Here is a 15,616-nt window from a genome sequence, read left to right as displayed (position 1 = left end):
AGAGGTTAGTGGTCACGGGTGGCCTCCTGTTGCAGGCGTTTGAGCAGTTCCAGCTCGGCCTGGAAATCGACGTAATGGGGAAGTTTGAGGTGCGAAACAAAACCCGCCGCCTCGACGTTATCCGCATGCGCCAGCACGAACTCTTCGTCCTGCGCCGGTCCCGTGACCGCTTCATCGTATTCGGCTGCCTGTAGGGCGCGGTCCACCAGCGCCATCGCCATCGCTTTACGTTCGCTCATGCCGAACACCAGCCCGTAGCCGCGGGTAAAATGAGGGGATTCGTTTTCTGGCGCGACAAAACCGTTGACCATTTCACACTCGGTCATCAGCAGTTCACCGACGTTCACCGCAAATCCCAGCTCTTCCGGTACGGTTTCCAGTGCCACATAGCCGCTGCGAATTTCGGCGGCAAACGGGTGATTGCGCCCGTAGCCGCGTTGGGTGGAGTAGGCCAGCGCCAGCAGATATCCCTCATCGCCGCGCATCAGTTGTTGCAGGCGTGAAGCGCGTGAACAGGGGTAAACCGGTGGCGTGCGGGTGATGTCGTCGGGCGTGGCACCATTATCCTCTTCACGCTTTGCCAGTCCCTGGTTGGCCAGCAGGGAAAAGACGTGCGGAGAGGCGTCCTGCGCGTCGTCTGCGCTGCGCAGGGGGGGCGTTTCGCCATTGGCCAGCAGGGTAAAATCCAGCAGGCGATGGGTGTAGTCATAAGTGGGACCTAACAACTGCCCGCCGGGAATATCCTTGTAGACCGCAGAGATTCGGCGCTCAAGGCGCATTTCTGCACTGTTAACCGGTTCGCTGACCGCCACCTTTGCCAGCGTAGTGCGGTAGGCGCGGAGCAAAAAGATGGCTTCGACGTTATCGCCGCTGGCCTGCTTCAGCGCCAGCGCGGCCAGTTCGCGGTCGGCGATGCCGCCTTCGGTCATCACCCGGTCGACGGCCAGGTTCATCTGTTGTTCGATTTGCGCCACGCTCAGTTCAGCAATGGTCTCATTGCCCCGGCGTCGGTTTTCCTGCAGGGCGTGGGCGTTGGCTATCGCCTTTTCGCCCCCTTTGACGGCGACGTACATCAGCACACCTCCACATGGGTAGTTCGCGGAATAGCCAGCAGGCGTTCGCCGCAGGTGAGGATCAGGTCGACCCCCAGCGGGAACGGATGCGGGCGTTCGGTGAGTTCGTGAATCAGGCATTCCGGTAGCTGTGGCGCGATCATGCGCTCTTCAGCGATACCGGCGCCGGTCAGACGCAGCATGCGTCCACCGCTTAAGCCAGAGACCTGCACAATCAGCGTGGCGCTGGTTTCTGGCGCGACGGCGGAACCGGCGGAGAGGGCGTTAAGCTGTTCGCTGCTGATGCGTTCGTCGGCGACGGCAAAGGCCGCCAACTGCGGCTGATCTACCAGCGGCGCGTTGGTGTGAAAACGCAGATTCTGCCGGGCGATATCGTTATCCATCGACGGCGCCAGCCATACCGGCGTGTCGCCATCGACCAGGGTCAGTAGCACGCTGGTGGTTGCCAGGCCCAGTGGCTGCCAGCCGTGTTTCAGTTGATGCAGGGCGACGATCACGCCCGGCTCACTCATGGCCTTCAGCAGGCGACGAAAGCTCTGCTGAGCATCCTGAACGGGTAAATTAAAAGCGGTTTGTAAGGTCATGCGTTATCTCCGCGTACCAGCGTGAAGAAGTCGACCCGGCTGGCGTTGATTTCGGCACGGCGTGCGCTAATCAGCGCATCGCGTTCCGCTTCCAGCGGGGCAATTAAGGTTTCCATTAGGCTCTGGAAATGCGTTTGTTCCTGCAGCAGTGCGTCAATGACCGCACACTGCTCGGCGTGTTGTTTGTTGCGGCCCAGCAGGTAGCTGTAGCCCAGCGTGCCGCTCTTCAGGCGTACCACTGCGCGGGTAAGCGTGGTATCACCGGCAAAGAAGCGGTTGCCGGTGCCGCCCATGCGAGCCTGGAGCTGCATCAGTCCGCTTTCCGGTGCGCGGATAAGTTCATAGTCTGGCGTCAGTTTGAGCGCGTGGATGCGGGCGTTCAGGGCATCGGCATTGCTGTAAGCCAGCGCGCGCATCCAGCGCTGGCGGGTCGCGGTATCGAAATGCATTCAGTGCTCCATAGTGAATTCGATCATGTCGGCGCGGGTCAGGCTGACGGAGTATTCCGCCGCGTGTTCTTCGCCTTCACGGTGGTTCAGGGTGCGCACGCACAGCAGCGGCGCCATATTGGGGATTTCCAGCACTTTGCTCTCTTTAGCCTGTGCGCGGCGGGCGCTGATGCGCGTTTGTGTGCGCAGGAGCGTCAGACCGGACTGTTCGCGCAGGTAGTCGTGCAGTGAGCCGTTGTTAAAGCCCTGCAGCAGCGGCCATAGCGTGAGGTCGGAAAAATAGTGGTCGATCTGGCACAGTGCGATACCGTTTACCCGGCGCAGGGTGCGCAGATGAATCATGTTATCGCCCTCGTTAATGCTGAGCGCATCGGCAATGTGACTGGAGGCCGGGCGCAGCACCGCCAGCAGTTTTTCGCTGGTGGGGTGGCTGCCCTGGTCCAGCAGGTTCTGGCTAAAGCGCGCCTGGGCATTAAGCGGGTAATCGAATGGGCGCATCAGCACCAGTACACCAACGCCCTGGCGACGCTGGACCCAACCACGCTCAACCAACTGGTCAATAGCGCGGCGCAGGGTGTGGCGGTTTACCTCGTAGCGCGCGGCAAGCTGATGCTCGGCGGGCAGATAGTCACCGCAGCGATAATGATGACGAAGCTCCTGCTCAAGTCTCGCGGCAATTTCCTGATAACGCGTTGGATAACTGGTCGGATGTGTAGACAAGTGCATAGCAATCAATGCCTCGCTAATCAGATAAAGTGCTTACGCAAACGCTGGGAAAGGAAATCCAGCAGGCTGACGGTGACGATGATTAACACCATCAGGGCGCAGGTTTGCTGGAACTGAAAGCCGCGAATCGCCTCCCATAAAGTCACGCCAATACCGCCCGCCCCCACCATTCCGACTACCGTGGCCGAGCGAACGTTGGATTCAAAGCGATATAGCGAGTAGGAGATAAGCAGCGGCATGACCTGTGGCAGAACGCCGTACAGAATCTCTTCAATTTTGTTGGCCCCGGTGGCGCGAATGCCTTCTACCGGACCCGGCTCAATGGCTTCTACCGCTTCCGAAAGCAGCTTGGAGAGCACCCCGGTGGTGTGGATAAACAGCGCCATTACCCCGGCGAACGGACCTAAACCCACGGCGACCACGAACAGCATGGCGAAGACCATTTCATTGATGGCGCGGCAGGCGTCCATCAGGCGACGCATCGGCTGGTAAATCCACCACGGTACGAGGTTATCGGCGCACATCAGGCCAAAGGGAATCGACAGCACAACGGCGAGGGCGGTACCCCAGACGGCAATTTGCAGGGTGACGGCCATTTCACCGAGATAGTCCTGCCACTGACTGAAGTCTGGTGGAAAGAAGTCGGCGGCGAAGGTCGCCATATTGCCGGAATCCTGGATCAGCGTGAGCGGAGCCATTTCGGCACCTTTCCACGAGACCACCAGCACGGCGAGAAGAATGGCCCAGCTCAGCAGTGAGAACCAGCTACGTTTGGGCGGGGCGACGGTGATGGTTTGCATGTTTAGCTCCGTGCGTAGGTTTATCGCCGGATGGCAGCGCTTGCGCCTTATCCGGCCTACAGAACATCGTCTGCCCGGTAAGCGAAACGCCACCGGGCATCAGGTTTACTGCACCGCTTTAGTCACGCTGGTCATGGCGCCCAGGGCGGCGGTCAAACGGTCAAGGTCGTCGAGCTGCGCTTTCAGCGCCGAGGTTTTGCTGGTTTTCTCTTCCTCGTTCAACCCTTTGTTGCCCTTCACGCCCTGCATCTCTTTAAACAGTGCCAGTTGGCGAATCGGTACCAGTTGCAGGTCGCTGGAGGCACGGAACGGTGCCCATCCCAGGCGTTCCAGGACGGTTTTTTGTTCCGGCGTTTTGCCGTAATTCATAAAGAAGTCGTACACCTTGTCCTTGGTGGTTTCGGAGAGGTTTTTGCGCCAGACGATCGGATCGCCCGGGATCAGCGGTGACTTCCAGATAACCTTCAGCTCTTTCAATTTTTCCGGCGCGGAGGTTTTCAGCTTGTCGAGGTTTTCGGTGTTGTTGGTGGCGACATCGACCTGTTTGTTGGCGACGGCCAGCGCGTTGGTTTCGTGTCCGGCGTTAACGGTGCGTTTGAAGTCGCTGGCGGAGATGTTGTTTTTGGCGAAGACGTAGTAACCGGGGACGAGGAAGCCTGACGTTGAGTTGGGATCGCCGTTGCCGAATGTCAGATCCTTACGTTTGGCGATCAGATCGTTCAGGTTGTTGATCGGACTGTCTTTGTTAACGATCAACACGCTCCAGTATCCCGGGGAGCCGTCGGCAGCGACGGTTTGGGCAAACACTTGTCCGTTAGCGCGATCCACTGCTTCCATTGCCGAGAGGTTGCCGTACCAGGCGATATCAACTTTGTTAAAACGCATTCCCTGAATGATCCCGGCGTAGTCCGGAGCGAAGAAGGCGTTCACTTTCACGCCCAACGATTTTTCCATGTCCTTCAGGAATGGTTCCCACTGTGGCTTCAGGTTTTGCTGTGATTCGGTCGAAATAATGCCAAAGTTCAGCGCTTTTTCTTGCTCTTCGGCCTGCGCCGGGCTGAACAAGGTGCTGATGCTGAACATGCTGGTAAAGGCCAGCGCGGCAACGGTCTTATAGCTCATGTTGTTTCCTTAATTAGTCTTTGTTCCAGGCTATTTCACTTGCCAGCCTGGCTGCGCCAATAACGCCTGGTTTTTTAGAACTATGCAGCCTGCGCGTTCTGTTCGACGCGGTTCATGCTGCGGTAGAGATGGTCAAAACGATCGTTATCAAAATGCTGGCTGCTGCCATCAAAGAAGACGTTGCCCTGACGAAGCGCGACAATGCGTTCGCAGTAGCGCAGGGCGTAATCCACCTGATGCAGCGTGACGACCACGGTGATGCCGTCGGTCTGGTTAATGTCGCGTAGGGTGTCCATCACGATGCGTGCGGATTCCGGGTCCAGCGAGGCTATCGGCTCGTCGGCAAGGATCACTTTGGCTTGCTGCATCAGCGCGCGGGCAATCGCCACGCGCTGCTGTTGCCCGCCCGAAAGCGTGGAAACGCGCTGGTATGCAAAGTGCGCCATGCCAACGCGGGTCAGCGCCTGTAATGCACGCTGTTTCTGTTCCTGGCTAAACCAGCTAAAACAGGTGCGCCAAAACGGCGTGCTGCCGAGTGCGCCAATAAGGACGTTTTCCAGTACCGTCAGGCGGTTAACCAGATTGAACTGCTGGAAGATGTAGCCGGTGTGGGCGCGGCTTTTGCGGATATCGCGCGCCAGGCGGCCTTCATGTTGAACGGTGCGACCCAGCAGTTCGACGTGGCTACCCGGGGATTTATCACCGACGATCAAACCGCTTAAATGACGTAAAAGGGTGGATTTGCCGGAGCCAGATGGCCCAAGCAGAGCCACCATCTCACCGGAACAGATGTTCAGATCAACCGCATTGAGCGCCTGATGTTGATTGAAGGACTTGGAGAGTTTTTCGACGCGAATAATCGTTTGCATGATGCGGCCTCCCTTAAAAAGTGGCCCCATCGTGGCGGATCAATGTGACGTTTTCGTTAAGGGATGGTTACTTGGTGATGAAGAGTTGAGCGATTTTTGATGACAGTACGGGAGGGCTGGCCTCCCGTTGGATTACTCTGTAGGTTGCTGCTGTTTGACGACGTTGATCATCCACGGTACGCCATACCGATCGCTCACTTTACCGAAACCATGAGCCCAGAAGGTTTCCTGCCAGTCCATTTCGATTTTTCCGTTTGCTGCCAGGTTATCAAACCAGCGTTTGCCTTCGTCGACGTTTTGCGTGTCGAGTACCAGCGTAAAGCCAGAGTAGTGGGCATTTCCGTCGGGGGCGCTATCGCTCATCATGATGTCGCTGCCCGCAACGCGCAGGTTGGCGTGGGCAATGGCGGTATCGGGGAATTTCATGCCTGAAGGGCAACCCTCTTCGCTGTTCTGCGCCGGTTTGGGCATTTCACCGAAGTTGATTTTGTAGAGTAGCTCAGCGCCTAATGTTTTTTGGTAGTAGGCGATAGCATCAGCGCAGTTGCCTGCGAAGGAGATATAGGGACTTAACGGCATAATCTTTACCTCAGGTAAAAGAAACCAGTTAAGTGTAGTTATCGTCTGCAAAAATAAGCCAGGCGGGAAGTATGAGCTTCCCGCCTGGCAGATGAGCTGGCATCGGCCTGATTGACGTAGCGCCATCAGGCAATTTGCATCAGTTCTTTTTCACAAACTCAGATTTCAGCTTCATTGGGCCAAAGCCATCGATTTTGCAATCGATGTTGTGGTCGCCTTCAACCAGACGGATGTTCTTCACTTTGGTCCCGATCTTCAACATGGAAGAGCTACCTTTTACCTTCAGGTCTTTCACTACGGTAACGCTGTCGCCGTCAGCCAGCAGGTTGCCGTTGGCATCTTTAACGATCAGTTCGTCGCTGTCCTGAGCCGGTTCAGCATCGTTCCATTCGTGAGCGCATTCCGGGCAGATGAACATGCCGTTATCTTCGTAAGTGTATTCGGAGTTGCATTGTGGGCAGTGTGGTAATGACATGTGGATTTCCTCAAAAGTCAGCAGGGGCAAATGCGCCCAAAAATGGCAGATTGCCGAAAAAGGCCGCAATTATACATAAAATCCCTGCTTTTGTCGGGACTACTGCGTGATTATGCAAAATGATCTGCTGTAAAGACCCTTTGCTTTTACCTCAATGAAAGTATGGCGGAATATTTTTTAAGGGAAATTGCTACGCTTAGGTATTTAAGATAAGGTGAGGCGAAATATCTGATATTCATAGGTAACGTTGCTTACGGATGCCTAAGCCATTGTGATTGAATAGCATTGACCCCCTTAATTTTAGTAGGGGGATTACGCGGGTATTTTTTAAAACTGAACTACGCTGTTTATCTTTCTTACTTATTACATAAGTGAGAGGCATCCGGCCAGCGGTTATACGCCAAATTTATTTTAATAATATCAGTTGGTTGTTTTGATTTTAATTATTTCTACACGTAATTATAAAAGCCAAAAAATCTATAAATAAAACGATTGGGCTAAATAAAAGTAATGCCATTTGCGTTAAGGAAGAATTTTCCATGCACACACAGACAATATATGAATTAAGTCAGGAAGCGGAACGCTTGCTGATGCTCTCGCTTGAACATCTCAGGCAATTGCAAAAATTGCCTATGACGTCGTTGGATGATGTCGCGCTAAAACAAGGAGAGCATAGCAGACAGGTGGTTCAGCCTCTGCATTTCAGCGCGCGTGGCATGGATGTCCAGCAGGCAACGCTCAATAATGAACTGCGTAAGATTACGCGTCTGGAAATGGTGCTGGCGATTGTCGGTACCATGAAAGCGGGAAAATCGACGACGATTAACGCGATTGTAGGGACCGAAGTTTTACCTAATCGTAATCGTCCCATGACGGCGCTACCAACGTTAATTCGCCATACGCCGGGGCAGAAAGAGCCGGTGTTGCATTTTTCACATGTCACGCCTATCGATGCCTTAATGAAGGTTTTACAGCAGCGCGTGCGCGAGTGCGATCGCCAGCGTCTTACGCAGACCCTGGAAATTGATAAGGATATGAATGTCCTGCTGCAGCATATTGAAAACGGCGTGGCATTTGAGCGGTATTATCTTGGCGCACAGCCTATTTTCCATTGCCTTAAAAGTCTGAATGACCTGGTGCGTTTGTCAAAAGCGCTGGAGGTGGATTTCCCTTTTGCCGCCTATGCCGCGATTGAGCATATTCCGGTAATCGAGGTCGAATTTGTCCATTTGGCCGGTCAGGCGAGCTATCCGGGGCAATTAACCCTGCTGGATACGCCGGGGCCGAATGAGGCCGGGCAACCGCACTTACAGAAGATGCTGAATGAACAGTTGGCGCGGGCTTCTGCGGTACTGGTGGTGATGGATTACACCCAACTGAAATCGATTTCCGATGAAGAAGTACGCCACGCGATCATGGCGGTCGGCAAGTCAGTGCCGCTGTATGCGCTGGTGAACAAATTCGATCAGAAAGACCGCAACAGTGACGATGAAGAGCAGGTGCGGGCGTTAATTTCCGGCACGCTGATGCAAGGCGGGATTGCCCCGGAGCGAATCTATCCGGTTTCTTCGATGTGGGGGTATCTGGCGAACAGGGCGCGTCATGAGCTGATGACTCGCGGGCGGCTGCCGGATCACCAGGTGCAACGTTGGGTACAGGATTTTGCCGAAGCGGCGCTTGGCCGACGCTGGTGCACCAACGATCTTGAGGATACGGAGCACATCCGCCATGCAGCCGATCTGTTGTGGGAGGATTCACTGTTTGAGCAGCCGATCCAGAAAGTGATTCATGCCGCTTACGCCAATGCTTCGCTGTATGCGCTACGCTCAGCGTCGCATAAGTTATTGAACTATGCGCAAAGCGCGCACGAATATCTGGAGTTTCGCGCCCATGGGTTAACGGTTGCCTATGAAAAACTGCGGCTGAACATCACGCATATTGAAGAGGATATGCAGCAGTTAGAAGTGAGTCAGGGGCGGGTGAGTGATGAAGTCAGTCATGAGGTCGAGCTGGCGCTGGAGGCTGCCGCGGCCTATCTCAATGAGCAACAGACTGAGATTCTGTGCGGCATCAACACGTTCTTTATCAAAGAAAATGTCCTGATGATGTCACAACATGGCCAGGGGGCTGGCGTTTCCTCGGCAGAAATGGCCGGAGAAATGCTGGTGTTGCACGATGAAGGGCAGGCGAAAATCGTGCTGGATAAAATGCGCTCGTCCTGTGAAGTTGTCTTGCTGGCAGCGCAGGAAAGCATCAGTCGGGATTTAGCTCTGCGCTTTGAACAGCTTGAGTCGACGCTGTCCCGGGCGCTAAATGACGCCATGCGCCCCATTGAGCAGCGGGTGAAAGAGGAGCTGAACCACGCTGGTTTTCGTGCGCGGATCCGTTTTCCGGCGTTTCATGCGGCGATGTTTAACTTCAACACCCGCCAGTTGTTTAACGAGGCCATTGAGCAGGATATTCCGGCGGAAAATGCGCCGTCAACTGGCGGTGTGGTGCGTGATACCTTCTCTCGCTGGTTGAATCAGCCCAACTGGGGATGGAATGAGTACGTCGAAACAAAAACGCGTTATCTCATTGATATGGGTGCACTGCATAAGAACCTTGTGCACTATGTCACCCAGTTTTGCCAACAAATTCGTAAAGCTTTAGCTGCGCAGGTCGATATTTCCGTTACGGCAGGCATGGCCACGTTTTTTGCTGATTTTTCACTGTGTTTGACGCAATTACAGGCGAGCCTACGTGAGAGTTTGACCCTGCGCCAGCAAAATGAATCTGCGGTGAATGCCTTGAACGAACAACTGCAGCATCGCATTACGACTGCGGCATGGCTTTATGAAGATTCCCGCTTGCTGCGCGACGATATCAATACCCTTTTTGCAACCGAGCACACATGACTAACGTGTTACTGGAAGGCCCCGGGCGGACGCTGGAGTGTGTCTACCCGAAGTTTATGGTCGATCTGGTTCAGGGAGATGAAACCAAACGTTCCGGCGGTTTTCTGCAACAGCAGCAGCGGCTGCGTGCGCGCCTGACGCAGGAGGTGCTATCCCAGACGCAACTGCGAGCATGGGTGTTGGCAGGCGTGTCCAGCGAGCATCTGGTGATGCGTCTAAAACTGGTGGAAAAACTGGCGGGCATGATCGATCCGGGCCATCTGGCGCTGGTACGGATCGCCGAAGGGTTGATGTTTTTACAACAAACCGAACACCCGCGTGGACTCTCCACGCCTGGTCTTCTGCAGCAGATAAATTCACTCGCTGACTGGTTTAGCCAGCGCGGCGCTTATAAAGAGAAGGCGGTGACGCAACGCGGCCTGACGGTGCAAGCGGGCGAACATAGCGAGCAAATTTTTACCCGCTGGCGGGCTGGCGCGTATGACGGCTGGTCGTTACCTGGACGCTGTTTTGTGGCGTTAGAGGAGCTGCGCTGGGGAGCCTTTGGTGACGCCTGCCGGTTAGCAAATGCCGATGTGGTGTCAATGCTAAAAGACAACCTGCGAACGATGGCTGCTCAGGCGCTGGCAGACAGCGTGAATGCGGCCCCGGCCACGCGTCATTACTATCATCATTGGCTCAGCACGCCGGTGGTTGGCGGCTCGGGTGAGCACAACGATATGTTGAGCTGGCTCGGAGACTGGTGCGATGCGCAGCGTCATCCGGTGAGCTGGTCGGTGACGCAGCGTTGGCAAAATGTGGCGTTGGGCATGCCGAGATTGTGTTCGGCGAAGCGGCTGGTTGATGCGATGGTTGAGGAGATTTTTGCACCGTCCCCGCTCATCAATTGAGCAGGAACGGTGAGTGGGATAAAGGCAGGTTTAGTGGTGCAGTGAGTCTGCCGGGGTAGCCACCGTCTCATTGACGACCGGGTTTTTATTAAAACGTTTGGCATACAGCGCGGTGATAATCGGCACCAGAATCGCGGTGACTATCACGCTGGCGGCAACCAGCGCCGTAGCGGATGCGGCAACCGGTTCAAATGCCGGGTTAATCTGGGCGATAATCACCGGGTTTGCCACTGCAGCGCCTGCCGCAGAAGAGGCTGCTACGCCTGCCGTACCGTTCCCGCCACCAATAACGCGGTCAGCAATAATCAGCGGAATACCGGTGATGACGATAACCGCGACGCCCAGCAGAATGCCCAGCAGACCCGTATCAACGATGACGCTCAGATTAATCGTGTTGCCCAGCGCGAAGCCGAAGAACGGGATCAGCACCGGCGTGGCTTTGCTGAAGAAGGAACGCAGATCGTGATCCAGGTTACCCAACGCAAAACCAATCAGGAACGGTAATACCGCGCCGACAAAATGGTGTGGTTCGAAGGAAGCCAGACCCGCGGAGCCGAGGATCACCATGGTCATTAACGGACCGGATTCCAGAGACATCAACACAAATGCGCCAGACTCTTCTTTGGTTCCGTACTGGTTCATCAGGCTGGCGTACAAACCGCCGTTGGTCATGTCCATCGCAGAAACAATCGCCAGTACCGAAAGACCGGCAAAGAACCCGGTTTGAATACCGGTATCAGGAATAAATGAAGCAGCAATCATTGCCACTACCCATGCCACGGCTATTTTAGTTAATACCAGTGTGCCGGATTTGCGTAATACCGTGCCGGTTGCTCGTAAATCAATAGATGCACCGATACAAAAAAACCACACTGCCAGAATCGGCACCGTTCCGCTGATCATTCCTTTGGTAAACGAACCGAAATACGCGCCGGTATCCGGAGCTAACGTATTTAACACTGCGCCTAATAACAGAGGAATCAACATCATTCCGCCAGGGATGCGTTCAATCGTGGCTTTAATTTTCATAAGCGTCCTCATCTCTTGTCGCAGGTAATACACGCGAAAGAAAATAAAAATTAATAAATTCAAATGGTTACTTGTGTTTCTTAACAAAGAAAACAGCTATCTCTTTGTTTTATAAAATCTAACGCGGCATACGTTGAGCGTGTTGCTGCTCCCAGGGATATTGCGTCTGGAATTAGTTTGCATTCATGGGAACATTGATTCAATCAAAATAAAACGATGTTTTAGTTATCTTCATCACATATTCCGAGCAAAAGTTCCTGAGTGCTCTGATTATTAAAAAAGCTGTGATCTTTTTGTGAAGAGATTAGGTGGGTTTTTGCCTAGCAGAATAATAGTGACTGTTGTGATTGTTGGTGCAACAAAGTGATTTATTCTTGTATTTAATTGCCAGAAAATCGCAAGCATTACATGTAAAAAAGTTGACTAAGAATGACCTGATTTACGCATGTTGACGAAATGGAAATCTATATGTGAAGTTGATCACAAATTTAAACACTGTTAGGGTAAAGAGGTCATTAACCGCCCAATCAGGCGTCAACAGGTTCGGTTGTACTGCTCGTTTCTCGTCAGTGTAAGTAAACCTGCTACGCTTGTTACAGGGAATGCGTCTGTGCATTCCCCGCTCAGTGATGACCTTGACGCAGGGGCGTTGAGGGACTCGATCTGTAGCGTGACAGGGCTAAGTCTATGAGGACGAGTATGCTAAAAAGGAAAAAAATAAAACCAATTACGCTGCGCGACGTTACCATCATTGATGACGGTAAACTGCGAAAAGCCATTACCGCGGCGTCGTTAGGTAATGCGATGGAGTGGTTTGATTTTGGTGTTTATGGGTTTGTTGCTTACGCATTAGGTAAAGTGTTCTTCCCGGGGGCTGACCCCAGCGTACAGATGGTTGCTGCTCTTGCCACCTTCTCTGTTCCCTTTCTGATTCGACCGCTTGGCGGATTGTTCTTCGGTATGCTTGGCGATAAATACGGTCGTCAGAAGATCCTCGCTATCACCATTGTGATTATGTCGATAAGTACCTTCTGTATCGGTCTCATTCCCTCGTATGCCTCGATTGGTATCTGGGCGCCGATTCTGCTGTTGCTGTGTAAAATGGCGCAGGGGTTCTCGGTCGGCGGAGAGTATACCGGGGCGTCGATTTTTGTCGCAGAGTACTCGCCAGACCGTAAGCGCGGATTTATGGGCAGCTGGCTGGACTTCGGCTCGATTGCCGGGTTTGTGCTGGGTGCGGGCGTGGTAGTCCTGATCTCAACTATCGTCGGCGAAGAAAACTTCCTTGAGTGGGGCTGGCGTATTCCGTTCTTCCTGGCGCTACCGTTAGGGCTTATTGGCCTGTACCTGCGTCATGCACTGGAAGAGACTCCGGCGTTCCAGCAGCACGTGGATAAACTGGAGCAGGGCGATCGTCAGGGACTGCAGGACGGTCCGAAGGTGTCGTTTAAAGAGATTGCGACCAGGCACTGGCGCAGCCTGCTGGCATGTATTGGTCTGGTGATTGCCACCAACGTCACCTACTACATGCTGCTCACCTATATGCCGAGCTACCTGTCGCATAACCTGCATTACTCTGAAGACCACGGCGTGCTGATTATTATCGCCATCATGATTGGTATGCTGTTTGTGCAGCCGGTGATGGGTCTGCTCAGCGACCGCTTCGGGCGCCGTCCGTTTGTGATTATGGGTAGTATTGCGCTGTTTGTGCTGGCTATTCCGGCATTTATTCTGATTAACAGTAACGTCATCGGCCTGATTTTCGCCGGGTTGCTGATGCTGGCGGTGATCCTCAACTGCTTTACCGGGGTGATGGCGTCAACGTTACCAGCGATGTTCCCGACGCATATTCGCTACAGTGCCCTGGCCGCAGCGTTTAATATCTCGGTATTGGTCGCCGGTCTGACACCGACGTTGGCCGCATGGCTGGTGGAAAGCTCGCAGAATCTGATGATGCCTGCTTATTATCTGATGGTGATTGCGGTGATAGGTTTAATTACCGGCGTGACCATGAAAGAGACGGCTAATCAGCCGCTGAAGGGGGCTACGCCTGCCGCTTCGGATATTCATGAAGCGAAAGAGCTCCTCGGCGAGCACTACGATAATATTGAGCATAAAATCGAAGATATCGATCAGGAAATTGCTGAGCTGCAGCTTAAGCGTACGCGCCTGGTGCAGCAGCATCCGCGGATTGATGAGTAATCATGTGATTTATCATATCAACTTAAGGTTGGCTTAATCTGTGTCAGGCAAACTCTCCTCCAGAGTATTGGAGGAGAGTGTCATGAAAAACCGCATTTATGAAAGTTTGACCACCGTGTGCAGCGTGCTGATCGTCAGCAGCTTTTTGTACGTTTGGGTGAGTTCTTACTGACCTTTCGCTAATTCCACCCAAGCGCGAGTGCCGGTGGTTCCCTGACGATTTTGCAAATAGAAATGCCCGTGATGTAATTGGGTGATACGACTGACAATGCTCAGCCCCAGCCCAATCCCGCCAAAACGGCTGTCCATACGCACAAACGCTTTACTCAGCTCCCCGCATTTACTCTCATCAATGCCTGGGCCTTCATCTTCGACGGCGATAACGGCATCATGCTCTGTATTCAGGCTAATCGTAATATGGGTGCCTTCCGGGCTGTAACGATGCGCGTTCTCCACCAGATTTCGCAGCAGCATTCGTAATAGCGTCGCATCGCCACGTACGACAACGTCCGCCGTGCTTTGCGGTAGGAGCAGCGTCTGCTGACGCTGGTCCAGCATGGTGCTGAGTTCATCGTAGGAGGGCAAAATCACGTCCTCCAGCAGTTTGACTTGCTGGTAGCTCCCGGCCGAGAACGACTGTCCAACGCGGGCGAGTTGCAGCAGTTGCGACACGCTGTCCATCATTTGGTCAAGGCGGGCAATTAACGGTGAAACGTCGACCTTATGGGTTTTGGACAGTAATTCCAGATGCAGGCGAACGCCTGACAGTGGGGTGCGCAGTTCGTGGGCGACATCGGCGGTAAATAAGCGTTCGTTTTCAATGGTGCTCGTCAGCCGCGTCACCAGCTCGTTGAGCGCTGAGACGACCGCCTGGATCTCAACGGTTGAACTGTGAACTTCAATCGGAGCAAGGTTATCGGCTGCCCGCGTTTCTAACTCTTTTTGCAGATCCGCCAGCGGGCGAGTAATACGTCGCACTGCCTGGTAGCAAATCAGCAGCGTCAGGCTGACCATAAAGATACCGGGGACGATCAGGCTGGCGATGGCCTCGCGGATTTCATGCAGGATGTGGCGATCGTTGTTACGATTTTCGCGTAACGCCTGTTCGAATAGCTGTATTTGTTCGGTGCTTTCGTGCCACAGCCAGAAGGTGCTAATCAACTGGAAGACCAGCAGAATAAGACCGATGGTCAGCATCAGGCGATGACGAAGAGGGAGCGGTTTTTTTAGATATTGCAGTAGCTTCACTTAGCTTTCCTCAGTGGCAACCAGCATATAGCCAAATCCCCTGACTGTGCGGATACGTGATTTACCCACTTTGTCCCGCAGGTTGTGAATGTGCACTTCCAGCGTATTGGTCGACGGTTCGTTATCCCAGCTGTAGATGTCGTTATACAGGATCTCCCGGTGTACCGGGCTGCCCGCTTTAAGCATCAGGCGCGACAGGAGTGCGTATTCTTTCGGCGTTAAGATAACTTCTTGTCCATCCATCCACACCTGGCGACGACCGATATTCAGCGTCAGGTTACTGACAATGAGTTCACTTTCACCCTGATTGTTATGACGACGCAGCAGCGCCCGGATGCGGGCATGCAGTTCTTCCAGTGCGAACGGTTTGACCAGATAGTCATCGGCGCCAACGTCCAGCCCGCTGACCCGGTCTTTCACCGTATCGCGGGCGGTGAGGATAAGCACCGGCACGGTGTATTTTTTCTGTCTGATGCGGTTCAGGAAGTGCAGGCCGTCTTCATCCGGTAAGCCCAGGTCCAGAACCACCAGACTGTAATGGCCGGTCTCCAGACACTGCTCCGCGGCACGGGCCGTTGATACGCCGTCGCAGGCATAGCCTTCTGTTTGCGCGGCGAGTATCAGTCCCTGTAATAACAACGTATCGTCTTCAACAATCAGAATTTTCATTCGT

Annotated in this window: 16 protein-coding genes; 4 read left to right on the top strand and 12 right to left on the bottom strand. The window is 53.8% G+C overall.

What is annotated here, in order from left to right; all coding sequences use genetic code 11:
• Positions 1-5: 5 nt before the first annotated feature.
• From OGV93_RS00815 to OGV93_RS00775, 9 genes are all read right to left on the bottom strand, one after another.
• Positions 6-1,073 carry a carbon-phosphorus lyase complex subunit gene (locus OGV93_RS00815; protein WP_046274565.1) on the bottom strand — a complete coding sequence of 356 codons (1,068 nt, stop codon included), beginning with the start codon at positions 1,071-1,073 and terminating at the stop codon, positions 6-8.
• Positions 1,073-1,657, bottom strand: a complete 585-nt coding sequence (phnH, locus tag OGV93_RS00810; RefSeq protein WP_003031824.1) for a phosphonate C-P lyase system protein PhnH — start codon at positions 1,655-1,657, stop codon at positions 1,073-1,075. The genes OGV93_RS00815 and phnH overlap by 1 nt, the downstream gene beginning before the upstream one ends.
• Positions 1,654-2,106, bottom strand: a complete 453-nt coding sequence (gene phnG / locus OGV93_RS00805; RefSeq protein ID WP_095715476.1) for a phosphonate C-P lyase system protein PhnG — start codon at positions 2,104-2,106, stop codon at positions 1,654-1,656. The genes phnH and phnG overlap by 4 nt, the downstream gene beginning before the upstream one ends.
• Complete coding sequence (phnF, locus tag OGV93_RS00800; protein WP_287109303.1) at positions 2,107-2,832, bottom strand: phosphonate metabolism transcriptional regulator PhnF; 726 nt, start codon at positions 2,830-2,832, stop codon at positions 2,107-2,109.
• A gap of 20 nt (positions 2,833-2,852) precedes the next feature.
• The gene (gene phnE / locus OGV93_RS00795; RefSeq protein ID WP_016155398.1) at positions 2,853-3,632 is read right to left on the bottom strand and encodes a phosphonate ABC transporter, permease protein PhnE; all 780 of its coding nucleotides are present in this window, start codon (positions 3,630-3,632) and stop codon (positions 2,853-2,855) included.
• Between the two features lie 105 nt (positions 3,633-3,737).
• A complete protein-coding gene (phnD, locus tag OGV93_RS00790) occupies positions 3,738-4,754 on the bottom strand; it encodes a phosphonate ABC transporter substrate-binding protein (protein ID WP_016155399.1) in 1,017 nt (338 codons plus the stop codon).
• Positions 4,755-4,834: 80 nt separating this feature from the next.
• Entirely contained in the window at positions 4,835-5,623 is a 789-nt protein-coding gene (gene phnC, locus OGV93_RS00785; RefSeq protein WP_016155400.1) for a phosphonate ABC transporter ATP-binding protein, read from the bottom strand.
• Positions 5,624-5,755: 132 nt separating this feature from the next.
• Complete coding sequence (gene yjdN, locus OGV93_RS00780) at positions 5,756-6,202, bottom strand: VOC family metalloprotein YjdN (protein WP_016155401.1); 447 nt, start codon at positions 6,200-6,202, stop codon at positions 5,756-5,758.
• 139 nt (positions 6,203-6,341) lie between these two features.
• Positions 6,342-6,677: a zinc ribbon domain-containing protein YjdM gene (locus OGV93_RS00775; protein ID WP_003031835.1), complete on the bottom strand. Its 336-nt coding sequence runs from the start codon at positions 6,675-6,677 to the stop codon at positions 6,342-6,344.
• Between the two features lie 539 nt (positions 6,678-7,216).
• Between OGV93_RS00775 and crfC the strand changes: the two genes are divergently transcribed.
• Positions 7,217-9,574 (top strand): clamp-binding protein CrfC, encoded by a 2,358-nt coding sequence (crfC, locus tag OGV93_RS00770; protein ID WP_094761908.1) that lies wholly within the window; start codon positions 7,217-7,219, stop codon positions 9,572-9,574.
• Positions 9,571-10,464 (top strand): diguanylate cyclase regulator RdcB family protein, encoded by an 894-nt coding sequence (locus OGV93_RS00765; protein ID WP_287109302.1) that lies wholly within the window; start codon positions 9,571-9,573, stop codon positions 10,462-10,464. The genes crfC and OGV93_RS00765 overlap by 4 nt, the downstream gene beginning before the upstream one ends.
• Positions 10,465-10,494: 30 nt before the next feature.
• Here the strand turns inward: OGV93_RS00765 and kdgT are convergent, their stop codons facing one another.
• A complete protein-coding gene (kdgT, locus tag OGV93_RS00760) occupies positions 10,495-11,493 on the bottom strand; it encodes a 2-keto-3-deoxygluconate transporter (RefSeq protein ID WP_047357715.1) in 999 nt (332 codons plus the stop codon).
• Positions 11,494-12,192: 699 nt separating this feature from the next.
• Here kdgT and proP point away from each other — a divergent pair.
• Both proP and pmrR read left to right on the top strand, forming a co-directional pair.
• Positions 12,193-13,695: a glycine betaine/L-proline transporter ProP gene (gene proP, locus OGV93_RS00755; RefSeq protein WP_016155405.1), complete on the top strand. Its 1,503-nt coding sequence runs from the start codon at positions 12,193-12,195 to the stop codon at positions 13,693-13,695.
• A gap of 82 nt (positions 13,696-13,777) precedes the next feature.
• Positions 13,778-13,867: an LpxT activity modulator PmrR gene (gene pmrR, locus OGV93_RS00750; protein WP_016155406.1), complete on the top strand. Its 90-nt coding sequence runs from the start codon at positions 13,778-13,780 to the stop codon at positions 13,865-13,867.
• On the opposite strand, the gene pmrB is transcribed toward pmrR, so the two are convergent.
• Both pmrB and pmrA read right to left on the bottom strand, forming a co-directional pair.
• Positions 13,861-14,934 (bottom strand): two-component system sensor histidine kinase PmrB, encoded by a 1,074-nt coding sequence (gene pmrB, locus OGV93_RS00745; protein ID WP_149382613.1) that lies wholly within the window; start codon positions 14,932-14,934, stop codon positions 13,861-13,863. The two genes, pmrR and pmrB, sit on opposite strands and share 7 nt — an antisense overlap.
• Positions 14,935-14,943: 9 nt before the next feature.
• Complete coding sequence (pmrA, locus tag OGV93_RS00740; protein ID WP_016155408.1) at positions 14,944-15,612, bottom strand: two-component system response regulator PmrA; 669 nt, start codon at positions 15,610-15,612, stop codon at positions 14,944-14,946.
• Between the last annotated feature and the right edge of the window lie 4 nt (positions 15,613-15,616).

Source organism: Citrobacter sp. Cb031, assembly GCF_030336725.1.
Classification (GTDB): Bacteria; Pseudomonadota; Gammaproteobacteria; order Enterobacterales; family Enterobacteriaceae; genus Citrobacter; species Citrobacter braakii.
Note: the sequence above shows the minus strand (reverse complement) of the source record. Positions and strands in the feature narration are given on the sequence as shown.